Below are 14,553 nucleotides of genomic sequence, written 5' to 3' on the forward strand. Positions count from 1 at the left end.
GTCAGACGGTGAACCCACCGTCGGCGTTGATGCTGGCACCGGTGACGTACGCACCGGCCTCCCCCGCCAGCGCCGCCACCACCTCCGCTATCTCCGCCGGAGTTCCGTAGCGTCCCAGCGCGGTCAGTCCGCGAATCGTGTCCGACATCGGCCCGTCCGCGGGGTTCATGTCCGTGTCGGTGGGACCGGGGTTGACGACGTTCGCCGTGATGCCCAGCGGGCCCAGTTCACGAGCGAGTCCCTTCGTCATCCCGACCAGTGCGGTCTTGCTGGCCGAGTACAGGGCGAAGCCGGGGAACGGCGCGTACACCGCGACGTTGCTCCCGATGCTGATGATCCGGCCACCTCCACGCATGTGCTTGGCCGCCGCACGCGCCGCGAGAAAAGGCGCGCGCACGTTCACGGCCATGGTGTGGTCGAACTCCTCGCGTCCCAGCTCATCCAGCGGGCCGACCTGGAAGACCCCGGCGTTGTTGACGAGCACGTCGAGCCGTCCGAAGTGGACCGCGGTCTCCTCGACCGCGGCCACGACGGCGTCCGGGTCGGCGCTGTCCGCCCGGATGGCGAAACCGTTGTCCGGCTTGGTGTTCTGGTACGTGACGGCGACGTGGGCGCCGAGGGCGGTGAGCTTCTCGGCGACCGCGGCCCCGATGCCGCGACTCCCACCGGTGACGAGAGCGGCTTTCCCCGCAAGTGATCCCATGCCGTTCAGCCTGCTGCACCGGCGGCCGGGGTTCTGGCGGGAATCGGACCGTCAGTTCGTCCCGGGGACGAGGGGCCTCGCCCGCAACGGCGCGGCGACCTCGTGCAGGTGCTGGAGGACGTGGCCGTACGAGCGGAACAGCCCGCACTGCGCGTAGGAGATGCCGCGCTGCTCGCAGAAGTCGTGCACGATCACCTGGGCCTTGCGCAGCGCGGGCCGCGGCATGCTCGGGAACAGGTGGTGCTCGATCTGGTAGTTCAGCCCGCCGAGCAGGATGTCGGTGAACCAGCCGCCGCGGATGTTGCGCGAGGTCAGCACCTGCTTGCGCAGGAAGTCGAGCGAGTGCCCGGCCGACAGCACCGGCATCCCCTTGTGGTTCGGGGCGAACGAACACCCCATGTAGAAGCCCCACAACGCCTGGTGCACCAGGACGAACGCGATCGCGTACACGGGGGAGAGCACCCAGAACACGACGGCCAGGTACACCACGACGTTCGCGATCATCACGGCCCGCTCGCGGCCCGAGTGCCGGATCGAGTGCCAGTGCAGCGCGAAGCCTTCGAGGAACAGCAACGGGAAGAAGAGCACGGCCTGGTGCGAGGCGATCCACCTCAGCGGGCCGCGCTTCGCGAGGCCCTGCCGCTGCGTGAACGCCAGCACCGTGATGTCGACGTCCGGGTCCTCGTCCTCGTGGTTCGGGTTGGCGTGGTGGCGGTTGTGCTTGCCCACCCACCAGTCGTAGCTGACGCCGACCAGTCCGCTGTGGACGTAGCCGACGACCTCGTTCCACTTCCTCGACGCGAAGATCTGCTTGTGCCCGGCGTCGTGTCCGATGAACGCGAGCTGGGTGCTCATCGCCGCGAGCACGACGGCCACCGCGAGCTGCCACCACGAGTCGCCGAGCAGCGCGAAGGCCACCCACGTCGCCGCGTAGACCGCGAGGTTCACCCCGATGCGGACGTAGTAGTACCCGCGTCGTCGTTCGAGCAGCCCGGCCTGCTTGACCAGGGCGGACAACTGGGCGAAGTCACTCGCCTGCCGAAGCGCCATTCGCGAAGAATGCCGGATCGCGGCGACGAAGTCATAGACGGCCGGTGAAGTCGTTACAAACCGCCGCGGTCGGGCCCTTCTGCGGTACGGCGCGGTCTCGCATCGACACGATGGAGTGATCATGATCTTCGTCTCCGGCGAGCCGCGCGCATCCGCCCGTTCCGCTGTTGTCCAGTGCTGCCGAAAACCGGATCGGTAGAGAGGACCAGAAGGCGTGGTCGACCACACCACCGTGCTCATCGCGGGCGCGGGGCCGGCGGGGCTCGTGTTAGGCAACTTGTTGCAGGCTCAAGGGATCGGCACGCTCGTCGTCGAGCGGGCGAGCCGGGAGCAGGTGCAGACCCGTGCCAGGGCGGGGTTCTTGGGTCCGAACACCGCCAGGATCCTCACCGAGCACGGTCTCGCGGCCGGCATGCTCCACAAAGGACGTTCACACGGGGTGTGCGCGTTTCGCGGTGAGGACGGGGAGTTCGAGCTCGACTACTCGACCCTCGGACGCGGCGAGGTGCACACCGTGTACCCGCAGCAGGACCTCGTCACGGACCTCGTCGCCGAGTACCTGGACCGCGGCGGCGAGATCCGGTTCGGCAGCACCGTCACCGACGTCGACGCGAGCACCGCCACGATCCGCTACCGCGACGAACGTGGTGACGGCGTTGCGACAGGCCGTTTCCTCGCGGGCTGCGACGGTGGCAACGGGGTGACGAGGCAGGCAGTGCCGGGCCCGCGCCTCACCCAGGACCACGGCGTCAGCTGGCTCGCCGTGCTCGCCGAGGCGCCGCAGAGCATGGCGGCGGTCACCTACGCGGTCCACGACGACGGCTTCGCGGGCCACATGGCCCGCAGCCCCGGGGTGACGCGGTACTACCTGCAGGTCCCTCCCGGCGACGACCCCGGTGAGTGGACCGAAGAACGGATCTGGGCGGCGCTCGACACCCGGATGCGCACCGAGGAGTTCGGGCAGCTCAAGAAGGGCCCGATCGTCGAACGGCGGATCGTGCGGCTGCGGTCGGAGGTCCTCGACCCGATCCAGCACGCCCGGCTCTTCCTCGTCGGCGACGCGGCGAGTTCGATCAGCCCCTCCGCCGCCAAGGGCGCCAACCTGGCGATCATGGAGGCCGAGCTGCTGGCCTCCGCCCTGATCTCCGCACTGCGACACGACGACGAACGGCCGTTGGCCGCGTACTCGCGCACCTGCCTGCCCCGCATCTGGCGGGCGCAGGAGTTCTCCCGCTGGATGATCGACCTCCTCCACCCCCAGGACGACGACTTCCACCGCGCGCTGCGCCGCGCCCGGCTGCACAGCCTGCGCGACTCCCGCGCCCACCAGGACTTCTTCGCCGAGCACTACGTCGGCATCTGAGCCACAGGAACCTCCACCATGATCACGACCAGCACACCCGTCATCGCCGCGGCCGACCTCGACCGCCTGACCGCCGCGATGGCCCTCATCGGCGCCCACGACACCCACTCGGCCCTCGCCGCCGCCGTGCCTTCGCTGCCCGCGGACCAGCGCGCCGCCGTGGCGCGGCACGCCGCGCTGGATCACGCCGCGTTGCTCATCTTCCCGGAAACCCTTGCGGGACTTGCGGACGAGCTCGCGCACCACGGCATCGAGGTCGGCACGATGACCCCGAGCGTCGTCGTCCGCGAACGGCTGAGCACCCGGTACTCGGTGCCGGTCGCGGACCTGAACGTCGGCATCCTGCGCGCGCCCGTCTCCGACCGCAACGGCTGGCCGTGCGAGCTGGAGATCTTCGTGATGGTGACACCGCCGGAGCTCGCGCACATCGCCGAGGACGAACGCCGCCACGAACACGAGAACCACGTCGCGCTCGCCGTCCGCAGGCCGGACCCGGTGCTGCTGCGCGGTCTGCGCACGATGATCGCGGGCGTCATGCGCCCGGACGGCGGTGGGTACAACGGCTACGAGAACACCTCGGTGCTCTACTTCCGCGACACCCGCTGCGCCGACCCCGCGTTCCGCCGGCTGGAACTGATCGCGACCGGCAGGTTCGCGCAGCTGCAGGCCACCCACCAGCGCGAGTCGTGCGCCGGAACGGAGCTGCTGCGCCTGCTGACCGGCGCGTGGGCGACGCAGGCCATCGCGACCGCGGCCGAGCTCCGGTTGCTCGACCACCTCGTCACGATCCCCGGCCTGGCGGGTCTCGCCGCGGCGACCGGCACCGAACCCCGCAGTCTCGCAAGGCTTCTGCGCTACCTCACCTCGCTCGGCGTCGTCCACCTGTCCGGTGAGAGGCACAGCCTCACCGATCTGGGCGAGCTGCTGCGGTCGGACCTGACGGGCTCGATGCGCCCGCTCGCGCTCATGTACGGCGGCCCGTTCTACCGGTCGTTCGCCGAGCTGACCGAGGCCGTCCGCAGCGGTGAGGAGTCGTACGCGAAGGCGTTCGGCGCGCACCACTTCGCCCACATGGCAGCGGATCCGGCGTTGTCGGAGCTGTTCCACGGGTCCATGGCGGCGAGCAACGCCATGTTCACCGGGGTCACCAAGGTCGTCGACTTCTCGACCGCCCGCATGGTCGTCGACGTGGCGGGGGGCAACGGCGAGCTGCTGGCGCGCGTGCTGCACGCCAACCCGGCGGTGCGGGGCGTCCTGCTGGACCTCCCGAACGCCCTCGCCGCCGCCCGGCCGCGCCTCGCCGACCTCGCGGACCGCGTCCGCCTGGTGCCCGGCGACTTCACCCGCGCGATCCCCGAGTCCGGCGACGTCTACCTGCTGTCCCGCGTGCTGCACGACTGGGACGACGAGCAGTGCCGCACGATCCTGGCCACGTGCGCGCGGGACATGCCCGCACACGCCGATCTCCTGGTGATCGAGCGGCTGCTGCCCGAGGAGGGGGAGGCCGACTCGCTCGCGATCCCGTGGGACATCCACATGCTGTGCAACACCGGCGGCCGCGAACGCACCGAGTCGCACTACCGCGCGTTGCTCGCCGAGGCGGGCTTCGAGCTGGTGGAGACGCACGCGCTGCCGTTGGACGCGCACGTCATGCGCGCCCGGCCGATCACCAGCTGACGAGGCAGAAGGGGTGGCCGGCGGGATCAGCGTAGACGTGGAACCGTTCGCCACCCCCGTCGAGCCTGCGCGCGCCGAGTGCCAGCACCTGCTCGCCCGCCGACGCGAGGTCGTCCACACGCACGTCGAAGTGCATCTGCGCGGTTTCCTCCGGCCACTTCGGTGGTAACCACCCCTCGACCCGTACGAACGCCACGCCGGGCCGGTCCGGGGCGTCACCGATGACGACGAACGCGTCGTCGTCCTGCACCCGGACCATTCCCAGCAACTTCTCGTAGAACTCCGCCAACGCCCGGGGTTCCGGGCAGTCGATCACCAGGCCGTGCCAACGTCCGATCATGCGCGGCATGCTGGCAGGCGTTGCGGACATCCGCGGTCCTGGTTCTCGCTAGGCGAGCGGCATCGCCATCACCGGGTCCGTCGTCGGCTTCGCCGAACCCCCTCGCGGCTCCACCGTGAGGGCGACCGTCTGCGCACCGGACAACCCGTTGACCACGACCGGCGCCGACCGGGAGTCGAGCAGACCACCGGAGTGCGGAACGCCGGAGGAGTCGATCAACCAGATCTGGTAGGCCCTGTCGTCGCCGGGATCGGGCAGCCCCTTGGCGAGGAACAGCGCCTCGTCGCGGCTGGCCGACACGACGGCGGTACCGGTGGCCCCGTTCGGCGCGGTGCCGTTGACCAGCTTCGCGTCCGGAGTGGACAGGAAGTCGGAGAACCGGCCGTACTCGCTGGCGAGCTGCGCCAGCTGCCGGTCCTGGCTCGACTCGGTGTACTGCACCGTCACGAAGACCGCGGCGACGAGGCACGCGGCCGCGAGCAGCCCGCCGGCCCAGCGCTTCCGGCTCGGGTTCGGCACGCGCGCCGTGCGCGGGGGCACCTGCCGGGTCTCGGCCGCGGCGGCGAGCACGCGGGCGCGCAGCTGCGGCGGTGGCGCGAACTCGACGGCGAGCCCCAGCCGTGACGCCGTGGACGTGAGCTCGGCGACCTCGACGGCACAGCTCTCGCACCGGGGCAGGTGCGCCTCGAAAGCGGTTCTCTCGATGTCGGACAACGCGTTCACGGCGTAGGCGCCGGTGAGCGTGTGCAGATCAGCGGATGTGGTCCTCATCCGGTCACCCCCATGCAGTCCCGCAGTCGGATCAGGCCGTCGCGCATCCTGGTCTTGACCGTGCCGAGCGGGATGCCCAGCAGGCTCGCGACCTCCGGATAGGAGTAGCCCTGGTAGTAGGCGAGCAGCACGGACTCGCGCTGCAACTCGGTCAGGAAGCTCAGGCACCGCCGCACCTGGCGTTGTTCGAGCTTGCCGTTGACCTGCTCGCTCACCTCGTCGAACGGCCTGGCCGGGTCGAGGCGGGCCGCGCGGTCCTCGCGGTGGCTGGCCGCCTGCGCGGACCGGACCCGGTCGACGGCGCGCCGGTGCGTCAGCGTGAGGATCCAGGTGGTGGCACTACCCCGCTCGGGGTCGAACCTCGTCGCGGTCCGCCACACCTCGAGCATCACCTCCTGGAACACCTCCTCCGACTGCGCCTGGTCCCGCACCACTCGTCTGATCAGCCCGAACACCGAGCCCGACACGACGTCGTAGAGCCGCTCGAACGCGGCCTCGTCCCCCCGTGCGACCAGCGCGAGCAGGTCGTCGGCGGTCGGGCCGACGTCACGAGGGGTGCTCTGCAGGCTTTGCAGTGCCCGCTCACGCTCAGGCATCCCGGGTCCTCTCCTCGAGCGTTGTCCGTCTGGTATTCGCAGCAGGAGCCCCGGTGGATCGGTCGGGAATGAGTCGCCACATCACTTCGCCTGGAATAACCGCTCTGTACTGCGAAGAACGGCTCTGGAGTCGACTGTGGACGAAGGAGTTCGGTAACGGATCGGTAACCGCACCCATCCGCCTCCTGGGGGGTGCCGAATCACGAGCAGCAACCGCTCGATCACCCTTGGAGATGTCCTGTCATGAAGAAGACCGTCCGCAACACCGCTCTCGCCCTCGGCGTCGCGTCCCTCGCCCTGTTCGGCGCGGCGTGCGGCTCGGGTGACACGGCCAGCAGCGGCAGCAGCTCCTCCAGCGCCGCGCCGACCTCGACGGCGACCTCGTCGTCCGCGGCGATGGCCGACCCGGCCGCCAACCTCGTCGGCCCCGGCTGTGCCGACTACGCGAAGCAGGTCCCGACCGGCGCCGGTTCGGTCTCGGGCATGGCCGCCGACCCGGTCGCCACCGCCGCGAGCAACAACCCGCTGCTCACCACCCTCGTCAGCGCCGTCTCCGGCAAGCTGAACCCGAAGGTCAACCTCGTGTCGACCCTCAACGGCGGCGAGTTCACCGTCTTCGCGCCGGTCGACTCCGCGTTCGCCAAGATCGACGCCGCGACGATCGAGACCCTCAAGACCGACGACGCGCTGCTGACCAAGATCCTGACCTACCACGTCGTCCCCGGCCAGATCACGCCCGACAAGATCGTCGGCGACCAGAAGACCGTCCAGACCGGCACCGTCAAGGTCACCGGCACCAAGGACGCGCTGAAGGTCAACGACGCCAACGTGATCTGCGGTGGCGTGAAGACCGCCAACGCCACCGTGTACCTGATCGACACGGTGCTGCTCCCCGCCTGACGTCTTGAACCGCTGAAAGTCCGGGAGCCGCTTCGCGCGGCTCCCGGACTTTGTGCTGTGCGGGGCTATCCGGCTGTCGCAACCGCACGAACCCTGGTGTCGGTGTACCCGAGCCGGCCCTTGGTGAGGACGATGACGACGAGGGCCAGCACGCCGAGTCCGAGCACGGGGCCCCACAGCAGTTGCTCGTTCGCGCCCGGGAAGAACTCGGAGAAGGCGACGGACTGGAAGTTGTTGATCGAGCAGTGCAGCAGCATGACCAGCGGCAGGCTCTGGCGTCCCTTGTTGTAGACCAGCGTGATCAGGAAACTCATCTCCATCGCCAGGACGGCGAAGCGGACGATCGTCTCGGCGGTGACGTCCGGGCCTCCCCAGGGCGTGAGGAACAGCGGCAGGTGCCAGATGATCCACAGGACGCCCAGGACGAACGTGGCGATCATGGGCTGGTGGCGCTGCTGGAGGCGGCTCAGGGCGAAGTCGCGCCAGCCCGGTTCCTCGGCGAGGCCGGTGGTGAAGAACTGCAGCACCAGCATCGGCACGTAGAGGGCCAGCACCATCAGCGACGGCACCTGGAAGCCCTGTCCGTCGCTTGCCGCCAGTGTGCCGAGCAGGACAGCCACGGGAACGGCGAAGAGCGCGAACGCGTACCACAGGACGCCGGCCCGGAACTGGAACAGCCGCCTGCGCCACCGCCGCAGGCCTTCCCCGCCCTCGGTGATGGCGGTGACCGTGAACGCGGCCGTCAGCGGACCGAGGTACGCGCCGGGCAGGATGGCGGTGAGCTGGTTGCCCATCAGCAGGTCCGGGTACCGGAAGTGCAGCACGCCGAACCCGTCCAGCGACAGGACGTACGGCAACCAGGCCAGCCAGCTGATGCCGTTGGCGAGGGTGAAGAACGTGATCAGCGGGAAGCGCTGGACCAGCGCCTGCCAGCGGTTGCGGGCAGCAGGGCCGGAGTCCGCAGGGGCGGTCGAAGTCATGGTCGGAACACTAGAAATCGACCTTGCGGCAGTCAGTGCAGTGAAGGGGCGTTCTCGTGGTGGAGCCTGCTCCACCCCTGTCAGAAGCCGGGGAACACGCGACGCAGGTCGTCGAGCGTCACGGCGCCCTCGACGGTGACGCCGTTGTCGTGAGGTGCCTTGAGGCGGCCGCTGAGCAGGCGGACGAACGCTTCCTGCGGCCCGGTGAACGTCGCGGAGGGCGACTCGAGGTGGCCCGTCACGGTGACCGCGTCGTCGATCACCAGGCCGCCACCGGGGATCGCGACCGACGTGGGGGCCGCGAGCTCGGCCGGCTTCGCGAAGAAGCCCAGCAGGAAGCCCATGGGCCCGGCCAGGAGTTCCACGAGCACCGCGGCCGAGTCGGCGTGCACTCCGGCGTGCGGGTCGAACGCCACGCGCACGTCCCAGGAGTGGTTGGCCACCTCGTTGAGCCGCATGCCCAGCGCGGTCAGCAGCGGGACCGGCTCCGGCAGGAAGCCGAGGTCGACGGTCAGCGACGAGCGCTGTTCGGGCGTGAGCGCCTCGACCAGGTCGAGCCAGCGGCCGTTGTGCTCCAGGAAGCCGTCGGCCTGCGCACGCGGCGCGGACGCGTCCCAGCGGTCCCAGATCGTCCGGTTGTCCTCGGCCGCCACGGTCTGCCCGGCGGCCAGGGCGATCGGCGCGTGACCGATCTCCGCGCCACTGCCGAGATGTGACAGGGCTTGGGCGACGGTCCAGTCCGCGGCGCCACTGGTGAGTGCCAGCTGCTCGTCGGTCAAGGTGCCGACGAGACCGGCGAGCACGTCGTGCTCGGCACGCAGGGCGGTGATCGTGCGGTCGAGGAGTTGGCTCATGCCCACTCCCAACTCCCGAGACCGGCCCTGTGTTCCGCCGTGCTCACGAAAAACGGAGAAGCGGGTAGAGACGAATCTCTACCCGCTTCTCCGGTGTACGCCGCCAGGGACTCGAACCCCGGACCCGCTGATTAAGAGTCAGCTGCTCTAACCAACTGAGCTAGCGGCGCTTGTTTGTGTGCCGGAGGCTTGCTCGTTCCGACGTGAAGAACGTTAGCACAGGGCATCCAACGGGTTTTCACGCGGGGTCATCCGCGTTGCGCGAAGCCCGTGTGCAGGAGCCACTGGGCGGCCGTGTAGGTCGGCATGACGCCGGCCGACGCCAACCGTGCCGCGCGTCCGGAGAGGACGAACCGGCTCACGCCGAGGAGGGCGTCCGAGGCCGCGAACAGTGCCGCACCACCGAAAACGCGCCGTGCGCCGGTGCCTCGGGCGGTGGAGGCCGCGGCGACCATCGTGCCCAGGGTGAGGACGTAGAGGGCCACCGGCCTGCCCAGTGGGCCTGCCGCGCGGGCGAAGACCGCCGCGCCCGCGGCCGATGCTGTGAGGATCGGCACCACCGCCTTGCGCGAGCCCGGTTCCGAGTGGCGGGCCAGTGCCGCGGTGTAGCCGACGTGGGCCACCAGGAAGCTGAACAGTCCTGTTCGGAATGCCTGGTCGGAGTCGCCCAGCAGGGCCACGTCGCCTGCCCACGAGCCGGCGAGGCCCAGCGCCATTCCGGGGTCTCGGGGTGGGGTGGCCACGGCGAGGACGGGCATGAGGGAGGTTTTCGTGACTTTGCGCACGTTGTTGGTGCCGCGCACGGCCGCGGCGATCGAGTCGACGGCTGCGGCGACCGCGTACGCCTGCTTCTTCATGGAGCGCCCCTCGTCGTCGAGATGCACAGACTAGGAGACGGGGAGAAGTCGTAGTGCGACACCGGGAAGCTGGCGGCGGCGCGGTGTGCGCTCGCGGTCGACGTCGGTCGCAGCAGGGTGGCCTCGCCGTGCTGGTTGAAGTAGTAGCTGCGGGCGGTGGCGCACTGGCCGAGGGAGAACACCGTGTTCTGCTTGACCTTCGTGCGCATGCGGTCGAGGAACTCGTCGTTGGCGCGCCGGGTGATCTCGAAAGTCGATGCGCCGCGGGAGCGCATCGCCGTGAACAGGCGGCGCATGTGCGTCATCTGGCACTCGATCGTCGTGAAGTACGACAGGCCGCTGTAGGAGTACGGGCTGTTGAGCGACAGGTAGTTCGGGAACCCCGGCACGGTCACGCCCTCGTAGGCCTGGAAGCGGTTCTGCCGCCACCACGCGCCCAGGTCCTCGCCGTCGCGGCCGATGACCTCGAACGCCGGGAAGTTGGTGTCCCAGAGGTCGAATCCCGTTGCGAGCACGAGAACGTCGACCTCGGTGCGGCCGTCCGCGGTGACGATGCCGGTCTCGTCGACGCGGTCGATCGTGGACGTTTCGAGGTGCACGTGCGGGCGCGTGAACGTGCGGAAGTAGTCGTTGGAGAACGTGGGGCGCCTGCAGCCGAACGAGTAGTCCGGCGTGAGCTTGTCGCGGAGCGCCGGATCGCGGACCTGCCGGCGCAGGTGCGCGCGGCACCACAGCTCGGCCAGGCGGTTCGCGACGCGCAACTGCTTGTAGCGGACCACTCCCGAGATCATCATCAGTTCCAGGACGGAGCTGCCCAGCCACCGCACGGCCCGTTGGACGAGCGGCAGGCGTGCGAACACCTTCCTGACCGCCGGCGGGATCGGGAGGTCGGGCTTCGGGCTGACCCAGATCGGCGTGCGCTGGAAGACGGTCAGGGCGGACGCCTCCCTGGCCAGTTCCGGGATCAGTTGCACAGCGGTCGCGCCGGTGCCGATGACCGCGATCCGCTTGCCCGTCAGGTCGCACGGCTCCCATGCGGCCGTGTGGACGACCTCGCCCCGGAACGAGTCGATGCCCGCGATGTCCGGCTTCCTCGGCATCGACAGGAAGCCCGTGGCGGTCACGAGGTACCGCGCGGTGACGATCTCCCCGCCCGCACTCACCTCCCAGTGCTCGCCCTGCCAGCGGGCGCCGGTCACGGTCACGCCGAAGCGCATCAACGGTTTCAGCCCGTACTTCACGGCCACGTGCTCGGCGTAGCGCTTGAGCTCCTCGCCGGGTGCGAACAGCCGTGACCAGTGCGGATTCGGCTCGAACGAGTACGAGTAGGTCGAGGACGGGATGTCCACGGCGAGGCCCGGGTAGCGGTTCACGTGCCAGGTGCCGCCCAGGTCGTCCTCGCGCTCGAGGATCAGCAGGTCGTGCAGTCCGAGCCGTTTCAGCTCGATGGCCGCGCCCATGCCGCCGAACCCCGCCCCGACCACGACCGCGTCGTACCGCCTGGTCATCCCGGCCTCCCGACTCGAACGGAACCGTGTGTCAGTTTCGGAACCGTATGTCAGTTCTGAGGTGATCGCAAGAGTCCGCAGGTCATAGACTTGGGCGCATGACGTCCAGTGCCGAGCCCGTCAGCCGCGCCGAGCGCAAGAAGCAGGAGTTGCGCCGCGAGATCATCGACGCGGCCTTCGACTGCTTCGCCGAACGCGGTTACCACGCCACGGGGATCGCCGACGTCGCCGCGCGGCTCGGCATCGGGCACGGCACGTTCTACCGCTACTTCCAGAACAAGCGGGACATCGTCGACCACGTGGTGGACGACCTGGTGGGGCGCATCACCGGCGCCCTGACGGCCGAGAACGCGCCGGACGCGGTGTCGACGCTCGACGAGTACCGCGCGCAGTCCGCGCGCATCGGCGAGGCGCTGGGCCGCATCTTCGGCGAGGACCCGCGTGTGCCGCGCCTGCTGCTGTTCGAGGCGCCCGGCATCGACCGGGCGATGGCCGAGCGGATCCTCGACCTGTTCGACCTCGCCGCCGCGCTGACGGCCGCCTACCTCTCGCACGGCGTCGAACTCGGTTACCTGCGCGCTGATCTCGACGTCGAGAACACGGCCAGGGCCATCAACGGCATGATCCTCGGCACGGCCATCTCGTCGTTGCGCGCGCCGGAAGCCCAAGCGGCACAAAGCGAAGCACTGCGGCGCGTGATGTACGACGGCATCGCGGCCCGCTGACCCGGAACGCGGAAGGGCCCGACCGGCGAACCGGTCGGGCCCTTCGTCACCGCGGGAAGAACCGCTTGCCCGATCAGCCGATCAGGCGGGTGCCGTTCCAGCCCCAGCCGCGCACGGTGGGGACCCAGTTGCTCGCCGCGTCGAGCGCGTATTCGAGCAGCGTGCCATCGGTGGTGACGACCGTGAAGTGCTCGGCGTCGTTACCGGCGATGAGACGCATCCAGGTGTTGTCGGAACCGTCGTTCTCGCGGAACTCCTGCAGGCCGGTCGACGTGTTGACCCACCACGACAGGGTGTTCAGCTCGTCGCCCTTGAGCTCGAAGAAGAGGAACTGGTCGAGACCCGTGATGCTCCTCGTGCCCTGCCAGCCCCAGCCGCGGACGACCTTGGACAGGTTGTTGGAGCCGTCGAACGTCCAGTAGGCGAGCTCGCCCTGGTTGTTGATCTCGATGAACTGGTTGCCCGCGACGCCCGTCACGAGGCGCGCGTTGTCCCAGCCCTGCCCGACGACGGCCTCGATGTACGTGCCGCCGTTCCACGTCCACTTGGACAGGCGGCCGTCACCCTTGACCTCCAGGAACGTCTGGTTGTCGAGGGTCGTGATGGCGCGGGTGTTCTGCCAGCCCCAGCCGCGGAGCTGCTTGGCGTAGCTCTCGCCGGAACGCTGCCAGTGCACGAGCTCACCGACGCCGTTGATCTCCAGGAACGACTGGCCGTCGGTCGTGAGGGGCTTCGGTCCCCGCTCGCGCTCGACACCCTTGATGGACGGAACATCCCCCTGCGCGGAGCTCGGCGCCGCGCTGACGACGGTGATCATCGCCGCGAGGCCGGCGACAGCCGCGATTGCACGCTTCAAACGCATGTTTCGACTTCCCCCAAAGAAATCTGTCGTGTCCGACGCCGCCATCTAAGCGGCACCAAGCGCAGGTCACAACCTATTTGTGCGCTATGCGTAACGCCTGCGACACACCGGGCGATGGAGGAGGTGCGCGGTGCTCCGCGCTTTTCCGGAACCGGGAAACCGTTTACCGCAGCCACGTCCGCGCGGCGACGACGAGAGCGGCCACTCCGGTGGACAGCGTCGGCTCGACGTCCGGCGCGTACTCGGGGGAGTGGTTCATCGCGACCGGCCTGCCGGGCTCGCGGCGGCCGAAGTCGGTGCCGCCGAGGAACCAGAACACGGTCGGAACCCCTGCGGCAGAACCGAAAACGCCGACGTCCTCGCTGGCGTTGACCACCGCGCCGGGGATCAGGTTCTCCTTGCCGAAGCGCTCGGCGAACGCGGCCATCGTCGTCGTGGTCGCGTCCGGGTCGGACACGAGCACGGGAGTGCCGTCGTGCCAGTCGAACTCGGGCTCGCGCGGTGCACCGGACGCGGCGGCCTCGGCACGCGCGATCCGTTCAACTGCGGCACGCACGACGCCGCGCACTTGCTCGTTGAACGTCCGGATGTTGACGCCGATCTCGGCCGTCTCCGGGATGACGTTCTCCTTGGTGCCGGCGTGCAACCGGCCCACCGTGACGACCGCCCTCTCGGACGGCGCCACCTCGCGCGCGACGATGCCCTGCAGCCGCACGACGGTGTGCGCGGCCATCAGCACCGGGTCGACCGCGCCCTCGGGTGCCGAACCGTGGCCGCCGCGCCCGAACAGCGTGACGCGCACCGAGTCGGACGCCGCCATGACCGGACCGCTGCCGTACGCGATCATTCCGGCGGGCAGCGGGCTGACGTGTTGCGCCAGCACGACTTCCGGCTTGCCGAACCGCTCGAACAGCCCGTCGCCGACCATGTCCCGGGCGCCCCGGCCCAGTTCCTCCGCCGGTTGGAACACGACGAGCAGCGTTCCGGCCCACTCCTCGCGGGTCCGCGCGAGCTCGGCGGCCGCCCCGACGAGGCACGTCGCGTGCATGTCGTGTCCGCACGCGTGCGCCACCGGCACGTCCTCACCGTCCACAGTGGTCGCCCGAGCCGTTGAGGCGTAGGGGAGCCGCGTCGTCTCCTCGACGGGCAACGCGTCGATGTCCGCGCGGAGCATGACGAGCGGGCCGTCGCCGTTGCGCAGCACGCCCACCACACCGGTGCCGCCGACCTCGGTGGTGACCTCGTACCCCAACGGCCGCAACGCGTCCGCCAGCACGCCGGCCGTGCGGAACTCCTGCAGCGACAGCTCCGGGTGCTGGTGCAGGTCGCGGTAGAGCGCGTGCAGGTCGGGCACCGTCTCCTCCTCG

General features: G+C 69.7%; 15 protein-coding genes and 1 tRNA gene. 4 read left to right on the top strand and 12 right to left on the bottom strand.

Translation table 11 applies throughout. The annotated features are described in order from the left end of the window. Window position 1: 1 nt before the first annotated feature. The gene (locus tag BMY74_RS31150) at window positions 2-703 is read right to left on the bottom strand and encodes an SDR family NAD(P)-dependent oxidoreductase (protein ID WP_089922082.1); all 702 of its coding nucleotides are present in this window, start codon (window positions 701-703) and stop codon (window positions 2-4) included. A 51-nt stretch (window positions 704-754) separates the two neighbouring features. Further along, window positions 755-1,753 carry a fatty acid desaturase family protein gene (locus BMY74_RS31155; RefSeq protein WP_089922083.1) on the bottom strand — a complete coding sequence of 333 codons (999 nt, stop codon included), beginning with the start codon at window positions 1,751-1,753 and terminating at the stop codon, window positions 755-757. A gap of 214 nt (window positions 1,754-1,967) precedes the next feature. On the opposite strand from BMY74_RS31155, the gene BMY74_RS31160 reads away from it, so the two are divergent. Continuing rightward, the gene (locus BMY74_RS31160) at window positions 1,968-3,116 is read left to right on the top strand and encodes a 4-hydroxybenzoate 3-monooxygenase (protein ID WP_218159800.1); all 1,149 of its coding nucleotides are present in this window, start codon (window positions 1,968-1,970) and stop codon (window positions 3,114-3,116) included. 18 nt (window positions 3,117-3,134) lie between these two features. Continuing rightward, window positions 3,135-4,793 (top strand): methyltransferase, encoded by a 1,659-nt coding sequence (locus BMY74_RS31165; protein ID WP_089922084.1) that lies wholly within the window; start codon window positions 3,135-3,137, stop codon window positions 4,791-4,793. Here the strand turns inward: BMY74_RS31165 and BMY74_RS31170 are convergent. From BMY74_RS31170 to BMY74_RS31180, 3 genes are read right to left on the bottom strand one after another with little or no spacing between them, the layout of a single operon-like run. Further along, window positions 4,783-5,133, bottom strand: coding sequence for a VOC family protein (locus BMY74_RS31170; RefSeq protein ID WP_089922249.1), 351 nt, complete (start codon window positions 5,131-5,133; stop codon window positions 4,783-4,785). The genes BMY74_RS31165 and BMY74_RS31170 overlap by 11 nt on opposite strands. A 48-nt stretch (window positions 5,134-5,181) precedes the next feature. Next, window positions 5,182-5,904: an anti-sigma factor gene (locus BMY74_RS31175; protein WP_089922085.1), complete on the bottom strand. Its 723-nt coding sequence runs from the start codon at window positions 5,902-5,904 to the stop codon at window positions 5,182-5,184. Next, window positions 5,901-6,500, bottom strand: a complete 600-nt coding sequence (locus tag BMY74_RS31180) for a sigma-70 family RNA polymerase sigma factor (RefSeq protein WP_089922086.1) — start codon at window positions 6,498-6,500, stop codon at window positions 5,901-5,903. The genes BMY74_RS31175 and BMY74_RS31180 overlap by 4 nt, the downstream gene beginning before the upstream one ends. A 243-nt stretch (window positions 6,501-6,743) precedes the next feature. On the opposite strand from BMY74_RS31180, the gene BMY74_RS31185 reads away from it, so the two are divergent. Beyond that, window positions 6,744-7,400: a fasciclin domain-containing protein gene (locus tag BMY74_RS31185; RefSeq protein ID WP_089922087.1), complete on the top strand. Its 657-nt coding sequence runs from the start codon at window positions 6,744-6,746 to the stop codon at window positions 7,398-7,400. A gap of 65 nt (window positions 7,401-7,465) precedes the next feature. Here BMY74_RS31185 and BMY74_RS31190 read toward each other — a convergent pair whose 3' ends face one another. The 5 genes from BMY74_RS31190 to BMY74_RS31210 form a co-directional block, all read right to left on the bottom strand. After that, window positions 7,466-8,380, bottom strand: coding sequence for a CPBP family intramembrane glutamic endopeptidase (locus BMY74_RS31190; protein ID WP_089922088.1), 915 nt, complete (start codon window positions 8,378-8,380; stop codon window positions 7,466-7,468). A gap of 80 nt (window positions 8,381-8,460) precedes the next feature. Beyond that, window positions 8,461-9,234 (bottom strand): maleylpyruvate isomerase family mycothiol-dependent enzyme, encoded by a 774-nt coding sequence (locus BMY74_RS31195; RefSeq protein WP_089922089.1) that lies wholly within the window; start codon window positions 9,232-9,234, stop codon window positions 8,461-8,463. A gap of 96 nt (window positions 9,235-9,330) precedes the next feature. After that, a tRNA-Lys gene (locus tag BMY74_RS31200) sits at window positions 9,331-9,404 on the bottom strand. Between the two features lie 78 nt (window positions 9,405-9,482). Then, complete coding sequence (locus tag BMY74_RS31205) at window positions 9,483-10,091, bottom strand: lysoplasmalogenase (RefSeq protein ID WP_089922090.1); 609 nt, start codon at window positions 10,089-10,091, stop codon at window positions 9,483-9,485. Beyond that, entirely contained in the window at window positions 10,088-11,599 is a 1,512-nt protein-coding gene (locus tag BMY74_RS31210; RefSeq protein ID WP_089922091.1) for a flavin-containing monooxygenase, read from the bottom strand. The genes BMY74_RS31205 and BMY74_RS31210 overlap by 4 nt, the downstream gene beginning before the upstream one ends. A 98-nt stretch (window positions 11,600-11,697) precedes the next feature. On the opposite strand from BMY74_RS31210, the gene BMY74_RS31215 reads away from it, so the two are divergent. After that, window positions 11,698-12,324 (top strand): TetR/AcrR family transcriptional regulator, encoded by a 627-nt coding sequence (locus BMY74_RS31215; RefSeq protein WP_089922092.1) that lies wholly within the window; start codon window positions 11,698-11,700, stop codon window positions 12,322-12,324. Between the two features lie 73 nt (window positions 12,325-12,397). Here BMY74_RS31215 and BMY74_RS31220 read toward each other — a convergent pair whose 3' ends face one another. Together BMY74_RS31220 and BMY74_RS31225 are read right to left on the bottom strand one after the other, a co-directional pair. Then, entirely contained in the window at window positions 12,398-13,186 is a 789-nt protein-coding gene (locus tag BMY74_RS31220) for a hypothetical protein (RefSeq protein ID WP_089922093.1), read from the bottom strand. Between the two features lie 163 nt (window positions 13,187-13,349). Beyond that, window positions 13,350-14,540: an amidohydrolase gene (locus tag BMY74_RS31225; RefSeq protein WP_089922094.1), complete on the bottom strand. Its 1,191-nt coding sequence runs from the start codon at window positions 14,538-14,540 to the stop codon at window positions 13,350-13,352. Between the last annotated feature and the right edge of the window lie 13 nt (window positions 14,541-14,553).

The sequence above is a fragment of the Lentzea albida genome (genome assembly GCF_900111005.1).
GTDB classification, from domain to species: domain Bacteria; phylum Actinomycetota; class Actinomycetes; order Mycobacteriales; family Pseudonocardiaceae; genus Lentzea; species Lentzea albida.

Coding starts and splice junctions, on each gene's coding strand:
- BMY74_RS31215 (WP_089922092.1), top strand. CDS start 11,698: ATGACGTCCAGTGCCGAGCCCGTCAGCCGCGCCGAGCGCAAGAAGCAG.
- BMY74_RS31175 (WP_089922085.1), bottom strand. CDS start 5,904: ATGAGGACCACATCCGCTGATCTGCACACGCTCACCGGCGCCTACGCC.
- BMY74_RS31190 (WP_089922088.1), bottom strand. CDS start 8,380: ATGACTTCGACCGCCCCTGCGGACTCCGGCCCTGCTGCCCGCAACCGC.
- BMY74_RS31220 (WP_089922093.1), bottom strand. CDS start 13,186: ATGCGTTTGAAGCGTGCAATCGCGGCTGTCGCCGGCCTCGCGGCGATG.
- BMY74_RS31155 (WP_089922083.1), bottom strand. CDS start 1,753: ATGGCGCTTCGGCAGGCGAGTGACTTCGCCCAGTTGTCCGCCCTGGTC.
- BMY74_RS31150 (WP_089922082.1), bottom strand. CDS start 703: ATGGGATCACTTGCGGGGAAAGCCGCTCTCGTCACCGGTGGGAGTCGC.
- BMY74_RS31170 (WP_089922249.1), bottom strand. CDS start 5,133: ATGATCGGACGTTGGCACGGCCTGGTGATCGACTGCCCGGAACCCCGG.
- BMY74_RS31210 (WP_089922091.1), bottom strand. CDS start 11,599: ATGACCAGGCGGTACGACGCGGTCGTGGTCGGGGCGGGGTTCGGCGGC.
- BMY74_RS31195 (WP_089922089.1), bottom strand. CDS start 9,234: ATGAGCCAACTCCTCGACCGCACGATCACCGCCCTGCGTGCCGAGCAC.
- BMY74_RS31180 (WP_089922086.1), bottom strand. CDS start 6,500: ATGCCTGAGCGTGAGCGGGCACTGCAAAGCCTGCAGAGCACCCCTCGT.
- BMY74_RS31185 (WP_089922087.1), top strand. CDS start 6,744: ATGAAGAAGACCGTCCGCAACACCGCTCTCGCCCTCGGCGTCGCGTCC.
- BMY74_RS31165 (WP_089922084.1), top strand. CDS start 3,135: ATGATCACGACCAGCACACCCGTCATCGCCGCGGCCGACCTCGACCGC.
- BMY74_RS31205 (WP_089922090.1), bottom strand. CDS start 10,091: ATGAAGAAGCAGGCGTACGCGGTCGCCGCAGCCGTCGACTCGATCGCC.